This window comes from Streptomyces sp. NBC_01296 (assembly GCF_035984415.1).
GTDB lineage: Bacteria > Actinomycetota > Actinomycetes > Streptomycetales > Streptomycetaceae > Streptomyces.
Genome location: NZ_CP130720.1, coordinates 669,279 through 684,128, shown reverse-complemented (window position 1 = coordinate 684,128; position 14,850 = coordinate 669,279). Strand labels below are relative to the sequence as shown.

The 14,850-nt window shown below is 71.3% G+C and carries 20 protein-coding genes; 12 read left to right on the top strand and 8 right to left on the bottom strand.

From position 1 onward, the window contains the following. Nucleotides 1-260 precede the first annotated feature (260 nt). From OG299_RS03355 to OG299_RS03340, 4 genes are read left to right on the top strand one after another with little or no spacing between them, the layout of a single operon-like run. Nucleotides 261-587 (top strand): hypothetical protein, encoded by a 327-nt coding sequence (locus OG299_RS03355; RefSeq protein ID WP_327360396.1) that lies wholly within the window; start codon nucleotides 261-263, stop codon nucleotides 585-587. Next, nucleotides 581-835, top strand: coding sequence for a helix-turn-helix transcriptional regulator (locus OG299_RS03350; RefSeq protein ID WP_389865414.1), 255 nt, complete (start codon nucleotides 581-583; stop codon nucleotides 833-835). Before OG299_RS03355 ends, OG299_RS03350 begins: the two co-directional genes overlap by 7 nt. After that, on the top strand, nucleotides 832-1,857 hold the full coding sequence (locus OG299_RS03345) for an NAD(P)-dependent alcohol dehydrogenase (protein WP_327360395.1): 1,026 nt from the start codon (nucleotides 832-834) through the stop codon (nucleotides 1,855-1,857). Before OG299_RS03350 ends, OG299_RS03345 begins: the two co-directional genes overlap by 4 nt. Before the next feature lie 50 nt (nucleotides 1,858-1,907). Further along, complete coding sequence (locus OG299_RS03340) at nucleotides 1,908-2,750, top strand: helix-turn-helix transcriptional regulator (RefSeq protein ID WP_327360394.1); 843 nt, start codon at nucleotides 1,908-1,910, stop codon at nucleotides 2,748-2,750. Here the strand turns inward: OG299_RS03340 and OG299_RS03335 are convergent. Next, nucleotides 2,733-3,323, bottom strand: coding sequence for a TetR/AcrR family transcriptional regulator (locus tag OG299_RS03335; RefSeq protein ID WP_266637909.1), 591 nt, complete (start codon nucleotides 3,321-3,323; stop codon nucleotides 2,733-2,735). The genes OG299_RS03340 and OG299_RS03335 overlap by 18 nt on opposite strands. A 296-nt stretch (nucleotides 3,324-3,619) precedes the next feature. Between OG299_RS03335 and OG299_RS03330 the strand changes: the two genes are divergently transcribed. The 5 genes from OG299_RS03330 (at nucleotide 3,620) to OG299_RS03310 (ending at nucleotide 8,819) form a co-directional block, all read left to right on the top strand. Further along, nucleotides 3,620-5,026: an amidohydrolase family protein gene (locus OG299_RS03330; protein WP_327360393.1), complete on the top strand. Its 1,407-nt coding sequence runs from the start codon at nucleotides 3,620-3,622 to the stop codon at nucleotides 5,024-5,026. Between the two features lie 168 nt (nucleotides 5,027-5,194). Continuing rightward, on the top strand, nucleotides 5,195-6,070 hold the full coding sequence (locus OG299_RS03325; protein WP_327364441.1) for a peptidoglycan DD-metalloendopeptidase family protein: 876 nt from the start codon (nucleotides 5,195-5,197) through the stop codon (nucleotides 6,068-6,070). 46 nt (nucleotides 6,071-6,116) lie between these two features. Then, a complete protein-coding gene (locus OG299_RS03320; RefSeq protein ID WP_266637905.1) occupies nucleotides 6,117-6,863 on the top strand; it encodes an FHA domain-containing protein in 747 nt (248 codons plus the stop codon). Then, nucleotides 6,860-8,233, top strand: a complete 1,374-nt coding sequence (locus OG299_RS03315; RefSeq protein ID WP_327364440.1) for a protein kinase domain-containing protein — start codon at nucleotides 6,860-6,862, stop codon at nucleotides 8,231-8,233. Before OG299_RS03320 ends, OG299_RS03315 begins: the two co-directional genes overlap by 4 nt. A 94-nt stretch (nucleotides 8,234-8,327) precedes the next feature. Then, a complete protein-coding gene (locus OG299_RS03310; RefSeq protein WP_266637903.1) occupies nucleotides 8,328-8,819 on the top strand; it encodes a hypothetical protein in 492 nt (163 codons plus the stop codon). A 7-nt stretch (nucleotides 8,820-8,826) separates the two neighbouring features. On the opposite strand, the gene OG299_RS03305 is transcribed toward OG299_RS03310, so the two are convergent. After that, entirely contained in the window at nucleotides 8,827-9,204 is a 378-nt protein-coding gene (locus tag OG299_RS03305) for a MerR family transcriptional regulator (protein WP_442817578.1), read from the bottom strand. Nucleotides 9,205-9,278: 74 nt separating this feature from the next. Here OG299_RS03305 and OG299_RS03300 point away from each other — a divergent pair, with 74 nt between their 5' ends. Then, entirely contained in the window at nucleotides 9,279-10,088 is an 810-nt protein-coding gene (locus tag OG299_RS03300; RefSeq protein ID WP_327360391.1) for an alpha/beta fold hydrolase, read from the top strand. 14 nt (nucleotides 10,089-10,102) lie between these two features. Here OG299_RS03300 and OG299_RS03295 read toward each other — a convergent pair whose 3' ends face one another. The 5 genes from OG299_RS03295 to OG299_RS03275 form a co-directional block, all read right to left on the bottom strand. Next, nucleotides 10,103-10,459: a PHD finger domain-containing protein gene (locus tag OG299_RS03295; protein WP_327360390.1), complete on the bottom strand. Its 357-nt coding sequence runs from the start codon at nucleotides 10,457-10,459 to the stop codon at nucleotides 10,103-10,105. Nucleotides 10,460-10,598: 139 nt separating this feature from the next. After that, nucleotides 10,599-11,204: a GOLPH3/VPS74 family protein gene (locus tag OG299_RS03290; RefSeq protein WP_266637897.1), complete on the bottom strand. Its 606-nt coding sequence runs from the start codon at nucleotides 11,202-11,204 to the stop codon at nucleotides 10,599-10,601. 42 nt (nucleotides 11,205-11,246) lie between these two features. Next, entirely contained in the window at nucleotides 11,247-11,489 is a 243-nt protein-coding gene (locus tag OG299_RS03285; protein WP_266637895.1) for a type B 50S ribosomal protein L31, read from the bottom strand. A gap of 67 nt (nucleotides 11,490-11,556) precedes the next feature. After that, nucleotides 11,557-11,721, bottom strand: a complete 165-nt coding sequence (gene rpmG, locus OG299_RS03280; protein ID WP_327360389.1) for a 50S ribosomal protein L33 — start codon at nucleotides 11,719-11,721, stop codon at nucleotides 11,557-11,559. Between the two features lie 152 nt (nucleotides 11,722-11,873). Continuing rightward, on the bottom strand, nucleotides 11,874-12,368 hold the full coding sequence (locus OG299_RS03275) for a pyridoxamine 5'-phosphate oxidase family protein (RefSeq protein ID WP_266637891.1): 495 nt from the start codon (nucleotides 12,366-12,368) through the stop codon (nucleotides 11,874-11,876). A gap of 249 nt (nucleotides 12,369-12,617) precedes the next feature. On the opposite strand from OG299_RS03275, the gene OG299_RS03270 reads away from it, so the two are divergent. Beyond that, nucleotides 12,618-13,829: a serine hydrolase domain-containing protein gene (locus OG299_RS03270; protein ID WP_327360388.1), complete on the top strand. Its 1,212-nt coding sequence runs from the start codon at nucleotides 12,618-12,620 to the stop codon at nucleotides 13,827-13,829. 45 nt (nucleotides 13,830-13,874) lie between these two features. On the opposite strand, the gene OG299_RS03265 is transcribed toward OG299_RS03270, so the two are convergent. Continuing rightward, nucleotides 13,875-14,282 carry a RidA family protein gene (locus tag OG299_RS03265; RefSeq protein ID WP_266638092.1) on the bottom strand — a complete coding sequence of 136 codons (408 nt, stop codon included), beginning with the start codon at nucleotides 14,280-14,282 and terminating at the stop codon, nucleotides 13,875-13,877. 147 nt (nucleotides 14,283-14,429) lie between these two features. On the opposite strand from OG299_RS03265, the gene OG299_RS03260 reads away from it, so the two are divergent. Beyond that, the gene (locus OG299_RS03260; RefSeq protein WP_266638090.1) at nucleotides 14,430-14,810 is read left to right on the top strand and encodes a winged helix-turn-helix transcriptional regulator; all 381 of its coding nucleotides are present in this window, start codon (nucleotides 14,430-14,432) and stop codon (nucleotides 14,808-14,810) included. The last annotated feature ends 40 nt before the right edge of the window (nucleotides 14,811-14,850 follow it).

The window sequence follows — 14,850 nt, the reverse complement described above, 5'->3', positions numbered from 1 at the left end:
TTCCGAAGCCGTGGCGCCGCTGTGACCACCGGAAATGCGGATGCGTCAGGGGCTCTGGACGTGGCAGCGCCAGTGAGGTGGTGGTCAAGAACGCTTGACATGGTGTCGCGGCTGCTTGACACTCCCCATGTCTGGTTTTCTTGACATGGGGAGTGGTAGTGGCAGTCGAGGAGAAACGTGCCTGGAGCATGTTGGTGGTCGCGGTCGGGTCCTACGCGGTGTACTTGTGGGTCGTGCTGGGGCGCCCCGCAGGAGTGCCGTTGACCCGCGCGCCGTACGCGGGAGCCCTGCTGTGGACGGTCGGCCTGTCGATCGTCGCGTCCATCGCGGCCCACACCGCGATCGCCGCCTCCTCGCCGAAGGAGGCGAACGTCAAGGACCAGCGCGACCGCGAGATCCACCGCTTCGGCGAGTACGTCGGGCAGTCCTTCGTCGTGATCGGCGGGGTGGCCGGCCTGCTCCTGGCGATGGCCGAGGCCGCTCCGTTCTGGATCGCCAACGCCATCTATCTGGCCTTCGTCCTGTCGTCGCTGCTCAGCTCGGTGGTCAAGGTCATTTCGTACCGGTTCGGATTCCACCCGTGGTGAAGGCGACGCGGGTCACCAACACCATCCGGGCCCAGCGTTTCGCCCACGGCGAGATGACCCAGGCCGAGCTCGCCCGCCGCATCGGCGTGAGCCGCCAGACGGTCATCGCCATCGAGCAGGGCCGCTACTCGCCCTCGCTCGAGATGGCCTTCCAGATCGCCCGGGTGTTCGGGGTCCCACTCGACAGCGTCTTCCAGTACTCGGCCCCCACCAGCGGCAGCACGGACAACGAGGGAGACGGCCGATGAGAGCCATCGTCCAGGACGCGTACGGACCGCCCGACGTCCTGCGCCTCGAAGAGACCGAACAGCCCGTCCCCGGGCCGGGCGAGGTCCTCCTGCGGGTGCAGGCGGCCGGCCTCGACCAAGGGGTCTGGCACCTCATGACGGGCATGCCCTACGCCCTGCGCGCAGCGGGCTTCGGCCTGCGGGCGCCCCGACAGCGGATCCGCGGTCTGGACGTCGCAGGCCGCGTCGAGGCGGTCGGACCCGGCGTCAGCCGCTTGCGCCCGGGCGACGAGGTGTACGGCACCTGCACCGGCTCCTTCGCGGAGTACGCCTGCGCCAAGGAGGACGAGTTGGCGCCGCGGCCGGCCCGGCTCACGCCCGAAGAGGCGGCCGTCGTCACCGTCTCGGCGACCACGGCCCTCCAGGCCCTGCGCACCGGCCGGCTGAAGCCCGGCCTGCGGGTCCTGGTGATCGGCGCCTCGGGCGGGGTCGGGACCTACGCCGTCCAACTGGCCAAGGCGCTCGGGGCCGCACACATCACCGCGGTGTGCAGCGCTCCCAAGGCGGACCTGGTCCGCTCCCTCGGCGCGGACCAGACCGTGGACCACACCCGCGAGGACCCCACCGACGGGGTCCACCGCTACGACCTCGTCCTCGACATCGCCGGCAACCGTCCCCTCCACCGGCTGCGCCGGGCGCTGACCCCGCGCGGGACGCTGGTCATCGTCGGCGGCGAGACCGACGGCCGCTGGATCGGCGGCCACGACCGGCAGCTGCGGGCCCTGCTGCTGTCGCCGTTCACCCGCCACCGCCTGCGCGGCCTCGCCTCCACGCCCCGCCCCGAGGACCTGCGCGTCCTGGGGGAGCTCCTGGAGTCCGGCGCGCTCACCCCGGTGGTGGACCGTACGTACCCGTTGGCCGAAGTCCCGGACGCGATACGCCGCCTGCGGGAGGGTCACGTACGCGGCAAGATCGCGATCCGCGTCCAGGGGCCCGCCGCCGCTCACCCCGATGTGACGGGCGCCGAAGCGCCGGACCGGTAGCTGCCGGCGGCGCCGGACAGTCGGCATCCTCCGTCCAGTACGTTGACGTCATGCACGACAGCAGTCCCATGGGAGAGTTCCTCAGAGCACGGCGCGAAGCCCTCAAGCCGCAGGACATAGGCCTGCCCGCGCACGGCCGCCGGCGGGTGCCGGGGCTGCGCCGCGAGGAGGTGGCCCTGCTCGCGGGCGTGAGCTCCGACTACTACATGCGCCTGGAACAGGGCCGGGAGACCGGCCCGTCGACCCAGGTCGTCGACGCGATCGCCGCCGCCCTGCACCTCGACGACGAGGCATTCGACCACCTGCGCCGACTCACCCGGGCACCCCACGAGCGCCGTGGGAATCCCGCCGCTGGTTCCCGGGTCAGCCCCCAGCTCCTGCAGTTGCTCGACAGCTGGCCCGACACCCCCGCCTTCGTCCTGGGGCCGGCCCTGGACGTCCTGGCGCACAACACCCTCGCCGCGGCGCTGCACAGCGGATTCCGGCAGTTCGACAACCTGGCCCGCATGGTCTTCCTCGACCCGGCCGGCCGCGGCTTCCACCAGGACTGGGAGAAGGCCGCGAACTCCTGCGTCGCCGAAATCCGTGCCGCGTACGGATACGAGCCCGAGTCCCCGCGGATCACCGAGGTCGTCGACACGCTGTGCGCGAAGAGCCCGGAATTCGCCGCCCGGTGGGCGCGGCACGAGGTGCGGGGCAAGACCCGGCAGCCCAAGCACCTCGTACACCCCGAAGTCGGCGCTCTGGAGATCCGGTTCTCGGCCTTCACCGTCAACGAGGCCCCGCACCAGCAGCTGGTCGTCTATCAGGCCGAGCCCGCCAGTGCCACCGCGGCCGCCTTCGCGGAACTGCGCTCCGTGCGGCGCGCGCCGCAGTCAGCAGGGCCGGCGTAGTCCGGCGACGAGCAGCGCGACCAGTTGGCGTGCGTCGTAGCGGGGGTCGCTCTCGGCGCCGATGCAGAGGTTTCCGATGCCGCGCATGAGGGGGTACGCGGTGAGGTCGGAGCGGATCTCGCCCGCGGCGGCGGCCGCGTCGAGGAGCTGGGTGCACACCGGCACCAGGCGGTCCAGGAAGTAGGCGTGCAGCGCCTCGAAGCCGGAATGGTCGGCCTGCATCGCGGCCGCGAGGCCGTGTTTGGTGACGAGGAAGTCGACGAAGAGGTCGGCCCACCGTTCGAGGGCGGCGTGCGGTGACGGGCCGGCCGCCAGCAGGGCCGGGCCGGCCTCGGCGCAGGCGTCGACCTGGTGGCGGTAGACGGCGATGACGAGGTCCGCCCGGGTGGGGAAGTGCCGGTAGATCGTGCCCATCCCGACCCCGGCGGCAGCCGCGATGTCCCGCACCGGCGCTTCCACCCCCGAGGCGACGAACACCGCGGCGGCCGCCTCCAGCAGGGTCTGTTGATTGCGCCGGGCGTCCTTGCGCTTCGATCCGGCGGCGCTTCCCGCGCCCCGTCCGCCGTCGTCCACCACAGCACTCCTTCCAAGACCGACCTTGTAAAGCGGAACCGTCCTCCGTATTGTTGCCGCGGAGCAAGGTTCCGTTTCGTTCATGATGGCAGACCGGGGACCGGCGACCAAGCGCGGGAACGGCCGCAGCCCTGCACGCGACGACACGTCCGCATCCTGGGTGCGCGACACCAGGGAACACGGCGGCCTGGCTGCCGCAGCCGGCGCAACCGAGGCTGATGGCAGAGCCGTTCCGGTCGCCGCCCGGCAGCCGCGGCCGGCCATCTCCCTCTTCGGCGTACGGAAAGAGCCCTGTCATGAACCTCCAAGCCAACGCCTTCGATGCCGTCCTCACGCGGATCCGGCGCCGGCCCACAGGTCAGCGGCGCATCCTCTTCTCCGGCGCGACGATCGTCACCATGGACCCCGCCCTCGGCGTCATCGACCGCGGCGACCTCCTCGTCGAGGGCGACACGATCACCGCGGTCGGCGGCGACCTCGGCGGGGGCGACCTCGGCGGGGGCGACGCCGTGGTCGTCGACGCCACCGGCACGATCCTCGCCCCCGGCTTCGTCGACACCCACCGGCATGCCTGGCAGACCCAGCTGCGCCGGATCATGCCGGACGTCGACGACCTGGGCGGCTACGTCATGGCCACCCTGGCTGGCCACGCGACCGTCTACCGGCCCGAGGACATGTACATCGGCACCCGGCTGGCCGCCCTGACGGCGATCGACAACGGTATCACGACGATGCTCGACTTCTCCCACAACTCCCGCACCCGCGAGCACTCCGACGCCGCGATCCAGGCCCTCCTCGGCACCGGAATCCGCGGAGTGCACGCCTCCATGGGTCCGCACTTCGGCGACTGGGACCGGCAGTGGCCCGGCGATCTCGCCCGTGTCAAGGACCGGTACTTCAGCAGCGACGACCAGCTGCTGACCCTGCGACTGGCCGCCTTGGCCACCGACGAGATCGCCGGACCCGGACTCGCCTACGGACCCGGACTCGCCGAAGCGGCCGAAGAACTGGGCATCGGAGTGAGTGTGGACGCCGTCTTCGGCACGGCGTCCTCCAAGGCGGTGCTGCGCTGGGCCGAGGAAGGCATCCTCGGCCCCGACGTGACCCTCATCCACTCCACCGGACTCAACTCCGAGGCATGGAAGGCCATGGGGGAGACCGGCACCACCGTGTCGCTCGCCCCCACCTCCGACGCCCAGATCGGCCTGGAGACCGCGGTTCCCGCCGTCGACGAGGCCCTGTCCGCCGGTATCCGCCCCGGCCTCAGCATCGACGTCGAAGTCGCCCTGGCCAGCGACATGTTCACCCAGATGCGGACCCTGCACGCCCTCCAGCGGATGCGCGCGGTCAACGCCGCCTACGGCACCGACCGGCAGCCCTCCCGGATCACCACCCACGACGTCCTGGACTTCGCCACCCTCCAGGGTGCCCGGACCAACGGACTCGCGGGCGTCACCGGCTCGCTCACACCGGGCAAGAAGGCCGACCTGCTGGTCATCCAGGCCGAGGACCTCAACAACATGCCGCTCAACGACCCCATCGGCACCATCGTCCTGGGCTCCGACCCGCGCAACATCAGCGCGGTCCTGATCAACGGCGAACCCCGCAAGTGGAACGGACAGGTCCTCGACGTCGACCTCCCCGCGCTGCGCAGTGCCGTACACGCCTCGCGCGCGTACGTGCTGAACACCCCGGCCGCCTGACCACCCCTGCCCCTCACGGACCTGCGCTGCGGGCACACACGCGGCGCGGGCACCCTCGTACCTGCGAGGTGCCGTGACCGTCCCCCGCCCCCGACCATGGTGCGCGACAACGCCCGGCAGGGCGCCGTCCACAGGCCGCGAGGGGGAGACATGATGCGGTACGTGCGCATGCTGCGTGCGCTGGTGCTGATGTCCGTGGCGGGACTCGTCCTGGCGGCCGTGCCCGCCTCGGCCGCGCCCCCGAGGGCGGCGGCCGGGGCGAAGCCGCTGTTCCAGCTGCCGTTCCCGTGCGGCACGAACTGGGAGCTGGACACCTGGGGCCACGACCCCGCACTGGACATGGTGGTGGAGGGGAACACCGGATCCGACGGCCTGCCCGTCCTGGCGTCCGCCGCCGGTACGGTGTCCGCCACGTACTGGAACGACGGCTCGGGCAACACGATCCAGATCAGCCACGGCAACGGCTGGTTCACGGCGTACTACCACCTGAAGGACGATCCGGACACCTACGTCAAGAAGGGCGACGCCGTCCAGCCGTCCACGCGGATCGGTCGGATCGGCACGTCGGGCGCCTCGGACTGGGCCCACCTGCACTACGAGCAACGCTTCCTGGCCTCCGGCGACTTCACCGACGAGAGACACCGGGTTCCGGCCTACTTCGACGGCGTCGCGTACACGGGCGCGGGGAAGGACTGGCCCAGCGTGACGAGCCGCAACTGCACCGGCACTCCTGCAGCGTGGCAGGACTGCCCCTCCGGCTCCGTCTGCTTCTATTCGGGAGCCGACGGCACGGGCGCCGTCTGCCGCTCCGCCTCCGACGAGCCCGAAAGCCGCTGCGGCCTGCGCAGATCCTTCTTCAACAACGGTACGCCCCAGCCGGGTTACGACCACGTCCAGGTGTACTTCGGGGAGGGCGGTACGGCCTGCCTGCACTACGGCTGGGACGAGGGGCGCGGAAACCTCCCCGCCGGCGGCCGGACCATCGAGCGCTTCGAGTGGCGCGGCGAGTGTGGAGTACCGGCCAGTCTTTACAGAAACGATTGATTCCGCTGGCTAACCTGCCCCCGGCACCTTGGGGGAGGGGAGCAGCGTGTACAGCATCGTCGTGGTTCCGGGACCCACCATGTCCCCGGCCGCACAGATCCGCCTGGCACCGGGGCAGACCCTCCGGTTCGGCCGCGAGAGCGCGGGCGACGGCCGCCTGCACGTCCCGCACGCCGGCGTCTCGCGCTCCGCGGGGGAGATCACCGCCACCGGCACGTACTGGTCGCTCAGCAACCTGAGCCGTGCGTCCACTTACGTGGTCGAGAACCCGGAGGGCGCCGGCGAACACATCAAGATCGCGCCCGGCCGGCTGGGCGCACCCGTCCCCTTCGAGTTCGCCCGCCTCGTCCTGCCGGCCGGCTCCGAACTGCTCACGCTGGACGTCTGGGCGCCGCGCCACGACTACGCCGACCAGGACGAGCCCGCCGAGCCCGGCGGGGAGCCGACGGTGCTCGCCTTCCCGCTCGACCGCTCCAGCCGGTACTTCCTGGTCCTGACCGCCCTCTGCGAGCCGCGGCTGCGCGGCGAACCGCACGCTCCACTGCCCACCGTCGAGCAGGTCGTCGAACGGCTGAGGCCGTCGTGGCCGGGCGCGAACCGGGCCGCCGTGCAGTGGAGCATCGACTACCTCGCGGTCAAGCTCCGCCTCAAGCCAGGCCCCGACACGGCGGATCCGGGACCGCGGCTGGTCGGCAAGAAGGACACCCTGGTGTCACTGGCCCTGCGCTTCGACCTGGTCCGCGAGCACGACCTGGCGGCCCTGCCGGCCGCCCCGACCGGTACCGCCCCCTGACCGGGCGGGCCGGGCGGCGGGGCGCCCTCGCCGTCCCGCCGGGCTACCGGATCGGCCCCTGGGTCGTCGGCCGGCTGCTCGGGGCCGGCGCCTTCGGCAGCGTGTACGCGGCTCGACGCGCCGTCCCCGAGCCGGGACTGCCGGGACGGGCCGCGCTCAAGCTCCTCCCGACCGGCACCCGTACCCCGCGCCAGCTGCGCCACCTGAGCGAGCTCGCCGCCCGCGAGACCGAGGTGCTGCGCCGGGTGTGCACGCCCCGGCTGATCCGGATGTACGAGGTGCTCACGCTGGACGACCCCGGCCGCCCCGAACTCGACGGCGCCACCGTGCTCGTCCTGGAGCAGGCGAAGGGGTCCCTGGACGCCCTGCTGGCCGGCGGAGTGCCGCCGGCGGGGCCCGCCCTCCTGGCCCAGGTCTGCGAGGGGCTCGACCAACTGCACCGGGCGGGCTGGGTGCACGGCGACCTCAAGCCCGGGAACGTCCTGCTGATGCCCGACGGGACGGCGCGCCTCGGCGACTTCAACACGGCGGCGGAGCTGGAGGGCACCCACGCGTACTCGCCGGCCTTCGCGACGCCCGACTACACCCCGCCGGACCTCCTCTGGTCGGAGGTCGGCGAACGCGGGACGAAGATCCGTCCCACCGCCGACATCTGGGCCTTCGGCGTACTGGCCCACGTCGTCCTGACCGGCTCGCTGCCGCTGCCGGGCGGCACGTCCGCGGCCCGCCGGGACGCGGCGCTCCGCTACGCCAGGGGCGAGGAGGAACTGCGCCTGTCGCCGGAACTGCCGGAGCCCTGGCGCGACATCGTCGGCGACTGCCTGGCCCGCAGCCACGCGGACCGGGCCCGGCACACCGCGGCGTCACTGCTGGGCCGGGTCGAGGCGGCGGCCACCGGCCGGGCCGCGCCGAGGCGCACAGCGAAGGTCTCGCGCGCCCACGACCCGCGACGACGGCGGCGCCGCATGCTGATCACGGCCGGGACGGCGGCGCTCGCGGTCCTGGGGGTCGTATGGGGCTCGGGCCTGCTCCCGTTGAGGGGCGCAGCCGAGTCGGGGTACGACCGGTGCCGGCGCGGGGCCGTCTGCTTCTTCGCGCAGGAGGACGGCCGGGGCGAGATGTGCTCCTGGGTCGACGGCGACACCGACTGGAGCGACGGCCAGGGACCCTGCCCGTGGGCGGCCCGCAGCGGGCCCCGCTCGGTCTACAACAACGGCTTCGACCTCGCCGAGGGGGCGAGCCAGGTCGACGTCCTGTACTACGCGCAGCCCGACCGGCGGGAGCTGCTGGGCTGCGTGAAGGTGCGCACCAGGACGAACCTCACCGGCTCGGACCGGCCGCGCTCCCACGCCTGGGTCCCGAACTGCTGACCCTCGCAGGTGCGAGGTACTGCCGGGACGGCTCCTCCACGAGTCTCGAGACACGTCACACGGCACGTCACACCGCTCTGACAAGGAGTCCACGATGCGCGTCAAGCGTTCCGTTCTCGGCATGGTCGGCGTCACCACGATGCTGCTCACGGCGGCCTTCACCACCGGGTCGGCCGAGGCCGCCACGCCCTCGGATCAGGGCGCGAGCGCCCGCGTCCTGGTCGCGCCGGCCGCGCCCGCGAACACCCGGCCGGCGTCCCTCGCCGCTGCCTCGTCCCCGGGCATCTCGCCCGGCGTCCGCACCTCTCACGTGCCGGCGAGCGGCAGCTACGGCTGCGACAGCGGGAACCTCTGCACCCTCGTCTGGGATCCGACGACGTCGGACTGGAAGATCTTCTACCTCTACAACTGCAACCGGTACTCGGTCTACAACTGGGAGGGCAACGGGTTCTACTTCGACAACCAGACCGGGAATCCCACCTCGTACCTGTACTACCAGAACGGCGGAGTCCAGAATTCCTTCCAGCCCGGCGGCGGCCAGCAGGGCCAGAACTGGTCGCCGATCTACTCCGTCCGCAACTGCTGATCGACCGTCACTCATGCCCGCCCCCGGTCGCTTCCGACCGGGGACGGGGCGGCATCAGGACGGAGTCGAGGAGGGTGCGGGAAGCCTGCAGCTCCTCGATGGAGCGGGTGATCCGCTCCCGTTCCTGCTCCAACCGGGTCAGCAAGTCGGGGCAGGTGGGCACCAGGCGGTCGTCGTCCGGGCGGAGGCAAGGCAGCACCTGGGCGATCATCGCGGTGGGAAGTCCCGCCGCCAGCAGGCAACGGATACGGCGCACGGTCTCCACATCCGCCTCGCCGTAGACCCGGTAGCCGCTCGACAGGCGTTGGGGAGCCAGCAGCCCTTGCTGTTCGTAGTAGCGCAGCAGCCGTTCATGGACTCCCGTACGCCGGACCATCTCCTTCATCAGCACGTGACCCACCCCCCCCTGCAGCACGGCGACTTGACTCTGACACCGGTGTCAGAGTTTAGCGTCGGGGCATGAACACCGAGCACGCGCTTCCTCCCTCTCACCTCGACGTCGTCCTCATGGGCAGCGGCCCCGCCTTGCTGCTCGCCCACGGCGCCGGCGGCGGCATCCACGGCAACTTCGGCATCGGGATCGACGACCTCGCCCGCGACCACACGCTCATCGGCCCTCACTACCCGGGGGCGGGCGGCTCTCCGGTGGCCGCCGCGCCCTTGGATCTGGACGAACTCGCCGACCAACTGGTCGCCTCCGCTCTGGCTGCGGGGCAGGAGTCGTTCGCCGTGCTCGGCGAGTCGCTGGGCAGCGCCGTGGCCGTCCGTGTCGCCGCCCGGCATCCCGAGCGGGTCACGGCGCTCGTCCTGACCGCCGGGTTCGCCGTGGCGGACCCCGTCGTAGGGTTGGCTGCGCGGCTCATCAAGACCCTGGCCGGGGCAGGCCAGTGGAGCGACGTGGCCCGGCTCGCCTGCCTTTCGTGCATGTCGCCGACCGACCTGGCGACCATCGCTCCGTCCGAGCTCGAGGCACTGGTGGCCGGGACCCGGGCCGGGATGCCGCCCGGCACGGTGGACCACTTCGACCTGGTGTCCCGCGTCGACGTCCGGGCAGACCTCGAGAACCTGTCCGTGCCCACCCTGGTGGTGGCGCCCACCGGCGACCGGCTGGTGCACCCCGAGAGCTCGCGGCGTCTGGCGGCAGGCATCCCGGGCGCCAGGCTGCTCGAACTGCCCGGCGCGGCCCACGTCCTGAACGACGCCGACCGCGCGACGTGGCTCCGGCACGTCCGTGCGTTCCTCGGCGCGTTGCCCGCGGTGTCGGCCTGACCGTTCGACTCGTCTCAGGCGCTGTCCTCGGTGAGGGGCCCGTAGTGGTACGTGAGCTCCTGCCAGGTCAGCGCGCCGCCGGGCTGCTCCTCCTGTTCGGGACGGTTGAACCGTGCCATTCGCCACGCGCCGCGGTTCGGGCCGTCGCCGAGGCGTGTCCACGCGTCGAGGTCGGCGTCGAGAACGCGGGTGGGCCCGTCGTCTCCGGGATCGGCGTTGTCCACCGGGGACCAGTGGCGCAGGTCGGGGCGCTGTGCCATCCGTTCTTCGTAGGCGGCGGCCCGGGCCATGAAGTCGCGTCCGCCGGCCGGGGCACGCCGGACGCGCTCCAGTTCGTAGGCACTGGCGAGGCTGGTGAGCGTGTGGCGCATGTGACCAGCCTAGAAGCTCGCGCCCCGGTCCGGGAGCCGGTTCGGCGACCTGCTGCATTTCGGCCGTCAAACAGCCGAGGTCGTCGAACCGACGGCGCCGGAGCCGGGACCGCTCGCACGGCGGCCGGTCACCTACCCGTCACGGACCGCGCCAGACGTTGGAGAACGCCGCCTTCTCGATGGATCGCCTCTGGCGCACGGCTTCCAGCTCCATCACCGCGTCGTTGACGACGGCCAGCACGGTCGTCACCGCTTCGTCGTCGAGGCCCGGCTGCTCCTCGGTCGGCCCGCTCGCAATCCCCACGACCGCCGCGAGGGCGGCGAGCACGGGTTCGTCCGCCTCCCAGCGGCCGACGGCCTCGCGGCGAGCAGGTGAATCGACCACTTCCAGGCGCTCGGCCCCGAAGAGCGACCGGCCGCTTCGCCCCCGAGCCAGTTGACCGTCCGCCTCGAGGGCGGCCTGGTACGCCGCCGCGAGGTCGCGGCCCCTGCGCCACAGCCAGTCCTCGACCTGCTCGTACGGCACCTGCCGAACCAGCGCCGCCGACGCCTCGCCCAGCTGGCGGTCATCCAGCGCCGGCTGCTGACCCGGCACGATGCTGTCCCCGTCCAAGGCGACTGCCTGTGCGCCGATGAGATCGATCAGCTCGGCTCCCGCGAGTGCGAGCGACAGGTCCCCCTGCCCCACCGAACGGTCCGGCTGCGGGTCCATGGCGATGATGAACAGGTCTTTCGCCGTGGTCATGAACGGCTCCCCTCGGAGTCATCGGCACTGCTGCGACCGCGCTCAGCGGCCGTAGCGACGGTTGAAGCGCTCCACGCGGCCCTCGGTGTCCACGATCCTTGAGGTCCCCGTGTACTGCGGGTGGCTCGCCGACGAGATCTCCACGTCGACCAGCGGGTAGGTCTTGCCGTCCTCCCACTCGATCGTTCCCGACGGGTGGGCGGTCGACCGGGTCAGGAACGCCACGTCGGCTGCGCGGTCGCGGAAGACGACGGAGCGGGATTCGGGGTGGATACGGGGCTTCATGCGATTTCCCTTCTCATGCGCGTGTGCCGAGTGCATGCGTGCGTGCCCGGCGGTGTACGGGCGGGCCTCAGCGTTCCTCTCGGAAGGCGACGTGCCTGCCCGCCAGCGGGTCGTACTTCCGCAGGACCAGCCGGTCGGGGGTGTTCCGGGTGCTCTTCCGCGTCGTGTAGGTGGTTCCGGTCCCGGCCGTCGACTTCAGCCGGACGACGGGGCGTATGACGTTGCGTGCCACGTGGTGCTCCTCTCGGCGACATTGGCGCGATATTTGACTCGCGCATGCCAGCTGCCTGCTGTAACAGAAGCCCCGGTCCGCGCATTCCCGCCCCGCCGCGGCCCCGGCGCACTGCGCGCCGAGGAGACCGTCCGTTCTGCGGATCGTGCAGGTCAGCCGCGTTCGCTCCGCTGCCGGACCAGTTCCTCCACCGCGCTCGGCAGGGTCGTTTCGAAGTCGATCAGCTTCGCCCATGCCGGGGTCACGACGATCCGGACCATGCCGTCGTACAGCGATCGGACCTCGGCCTCCCAGGCGACCCGCTGCTCCGGCGTCATCGCCTGGCTGCCGTTCGCCCGAAGGAACTCGTCCGGGATGCCGTCGACCACGTCCAGCTCGGCCCGACCGCGGAGCAGCAGGATCTTCGGCGGGTGCACCTCTTCGGTGTCCATCGTCAGGGCGACGGCCGGATTCTGGCGCAGGGCCGGGAGCTTCGGGGCGTTCGTCGGTGTGCACATGACGATTTCCGAGCCGTTCCAGACGAAGCTGATCGGAACGACCCGGGGCGTGCCGTCCTTGGCCACGTAGGCCAGGCGGGTCACGTCGCGGGCCAGGAGTTCCCGGCTGGCCGGACGGTTCAGGACCTCGGTGATCTCGCTCGGCTGCACGGTCGGACCCGCCTTCCAACGGTCGTTTCGCCAGGACTGCCCAGCTTAGGAGATTTCGCGAGCCGAGCCCGAAAACGCGCGCGGGTCGACGCGCTCGAAGTGCCCGCAAGTCGCCGGACGTCGCCCTGACATGGAGGTGGCCGCGCATGCGCGGCCACATCCGCCGCCGGACGGCTCACCTCGCGACCGGCGTGGCGCAGGCCTAGGCTTGTAGAGTTGCCGGGTCCTCGGACGGCAGGAGAGCGTGCCGTGAAGCCAACCCACGTCCGGCTGCGCCGGGCCTGCGCGGCTGCTGCCGTCGCAAGCGTGCTCATCGCCCCGGCGGTCGCGGGCTCCGCATCCGGGGCGACTTCCTCGGCGCGGTCCGTCACCGCCGACACGCCCTTCCCGCAGCTCACGCCGGCCGTCGCGGCGCAGCTGGACGCCGCCATCCGTCAGGTCATGCGCCAGACGAAGGTGCCGGGCGTGACCGTGGGCCTGTGGGCCCCCGGCAAGGGGAGTTACGTGAAGACCTTCGGGGTGGCGGACAAGGCGACCGGCGCGCCCATGACCACCGGGCTCCACGTGCGCATCGGCAGTGAGACCAAGACGTTCACCGTCACCGCCCTGCTCCAGCTGGTCGACCGACACAAGGTCGGCCTGGACGACCCCATCGGCACCTACATCGCGGGTGTTCCGAACGGGAACCGCATCACCCTGCGCGAACTGGCGGGCATGCGCAGCGGGCTCTTCAACTACACCCTGGACGAGAACTTCAGCAAGAAGCTCGAGGCCGATCCCGAACAGTCCTTCACCACCCGGCAGTTGCTCGGCTACGCCTTCGAACACCCCGTGCAGTTCGCGCCGGGCGCGAAGTTCGACTACTCCAACACCAACCTGATCCTGCTCGGACTGGTGGTGGAGAAGGTCACCGGCCGGCCGCTCCACGAGGTCATCACGAAGGACGTCCTGGCGCCGGCCGGGCTCCGCCGTACGGTCTTCCCCACGAGCGCGGCCATGCCGGTGCCCTACGCGCACGGCTACACCGACCAGACGGCCTCGGGCAAGATCGAGGACGCGACCGGCTGGAACCCTTCCTGGGCCTGGGCTGCCGGGGCGATGGTCTCCGACCTGGAGGATCTGCGCAGTTGGGCCCGCACCCTCGCCACCGGCAGGCTGCTGACGCCCGCGACCCAGGCCGAGCGCTTGAAGACCACCCCGATGAACCTCGAAGGTGACGGCTACGGGCTGGGCATCTTCAACGTCCAGGGCTGGATCGGTCACAACGGCTCGATCCCCGGATACGAGGTCCTGCCCGTCTACCTGCCGCAGGCCCGGGCGACCATGGTCATCCTGCTCAACACCGACGACAGTTACCATGGCCAGGAGCCCAGCACGCTCTTCGGTGAGGCGGTCACCGGCATCGTGACCCCCGATCACGTGTACCCCGGCCACAAGCCGTTCGTGGGCAGAAGCGGTTGACGGCGGCCCGGCGGGGGCGGCCCGGCGGCGGAGCGCATCATCCCGTCAGTCGATCACCGCGGTGGCTTCGATCTCGACCAGGTGCTCGGGTACGTCCAGTGCCGCAACGCCCAGCAGCGTGGCCGGGGGTGCCGCGGTGACGCCCAGCTTGGTGGCCGCCCGGGCGATCCCCTCCATGAGCAGGGGCATCTTGTCGGGGGTCCAGTCGACGACGTAGACGGTCAGCTTCGCCACGTCGTCGAAGCCGGCACCGGCCTCGGCCAGGGCGGTGGCGACGTTGAGATAGCACCGGGCGACTTGAGCGGCGAGGTCACCCTCGCCGACCGTGACCCCGTCGGCGTCCCAGGCGACCTGTCCGGCCGTGAACACCAGCTTCGACCCGGTCGCGATCGACACCTGCCGGTAGGCGTCGATCTCCGGCAGTCCGCCGGGGTTCACCAGGGTGATGGCCATGCTGTCCGCCTCCTTGTCAGCAGAGCCCGTGGGCCCGCTCGCTTCCACCGGACCGAGGGATTTCACGGTCTCTTGTGGTTACTCGGAAACCGTAGGAGAGTGACCTCTGACATGGAAGAACGCACTTTTCGGTGACTGGGGAACCTCATGGTGACCAAGCAGTTCGGGGACTCGCCCGACGAAGCGGACCTGAGGCGCGCGGACTCCCTGGGACGGGAGATATTCTCCGACGTCGCCAACAAATGGGCGCTCCTCATCATCGAGGCCCTCGGCGAGCGCACCCTGCGCTTCAGCGAGCTGCGGGACCAGGTCGACGGCATCAGCCACAAGATGCTCACCCAGAACCTGCGCATGCTGGAGCGCTACGGCCTGCTCGAGCGGACCGTGTACCCCACCGTGCCGCCGCGGGTCGAGTACACCCTCACCGAACCGGGCCAGGCCCTGCGCGTGACGATCGACGGCCTCTGTGACTGGACCCACCGGTACTTCCGGCACATCGAGTCCTCCCGCCGCCGCTTCGACTCGTGACGGCCGGCGCCCCGCATGCCGTCCCACGCGACACGGGCTC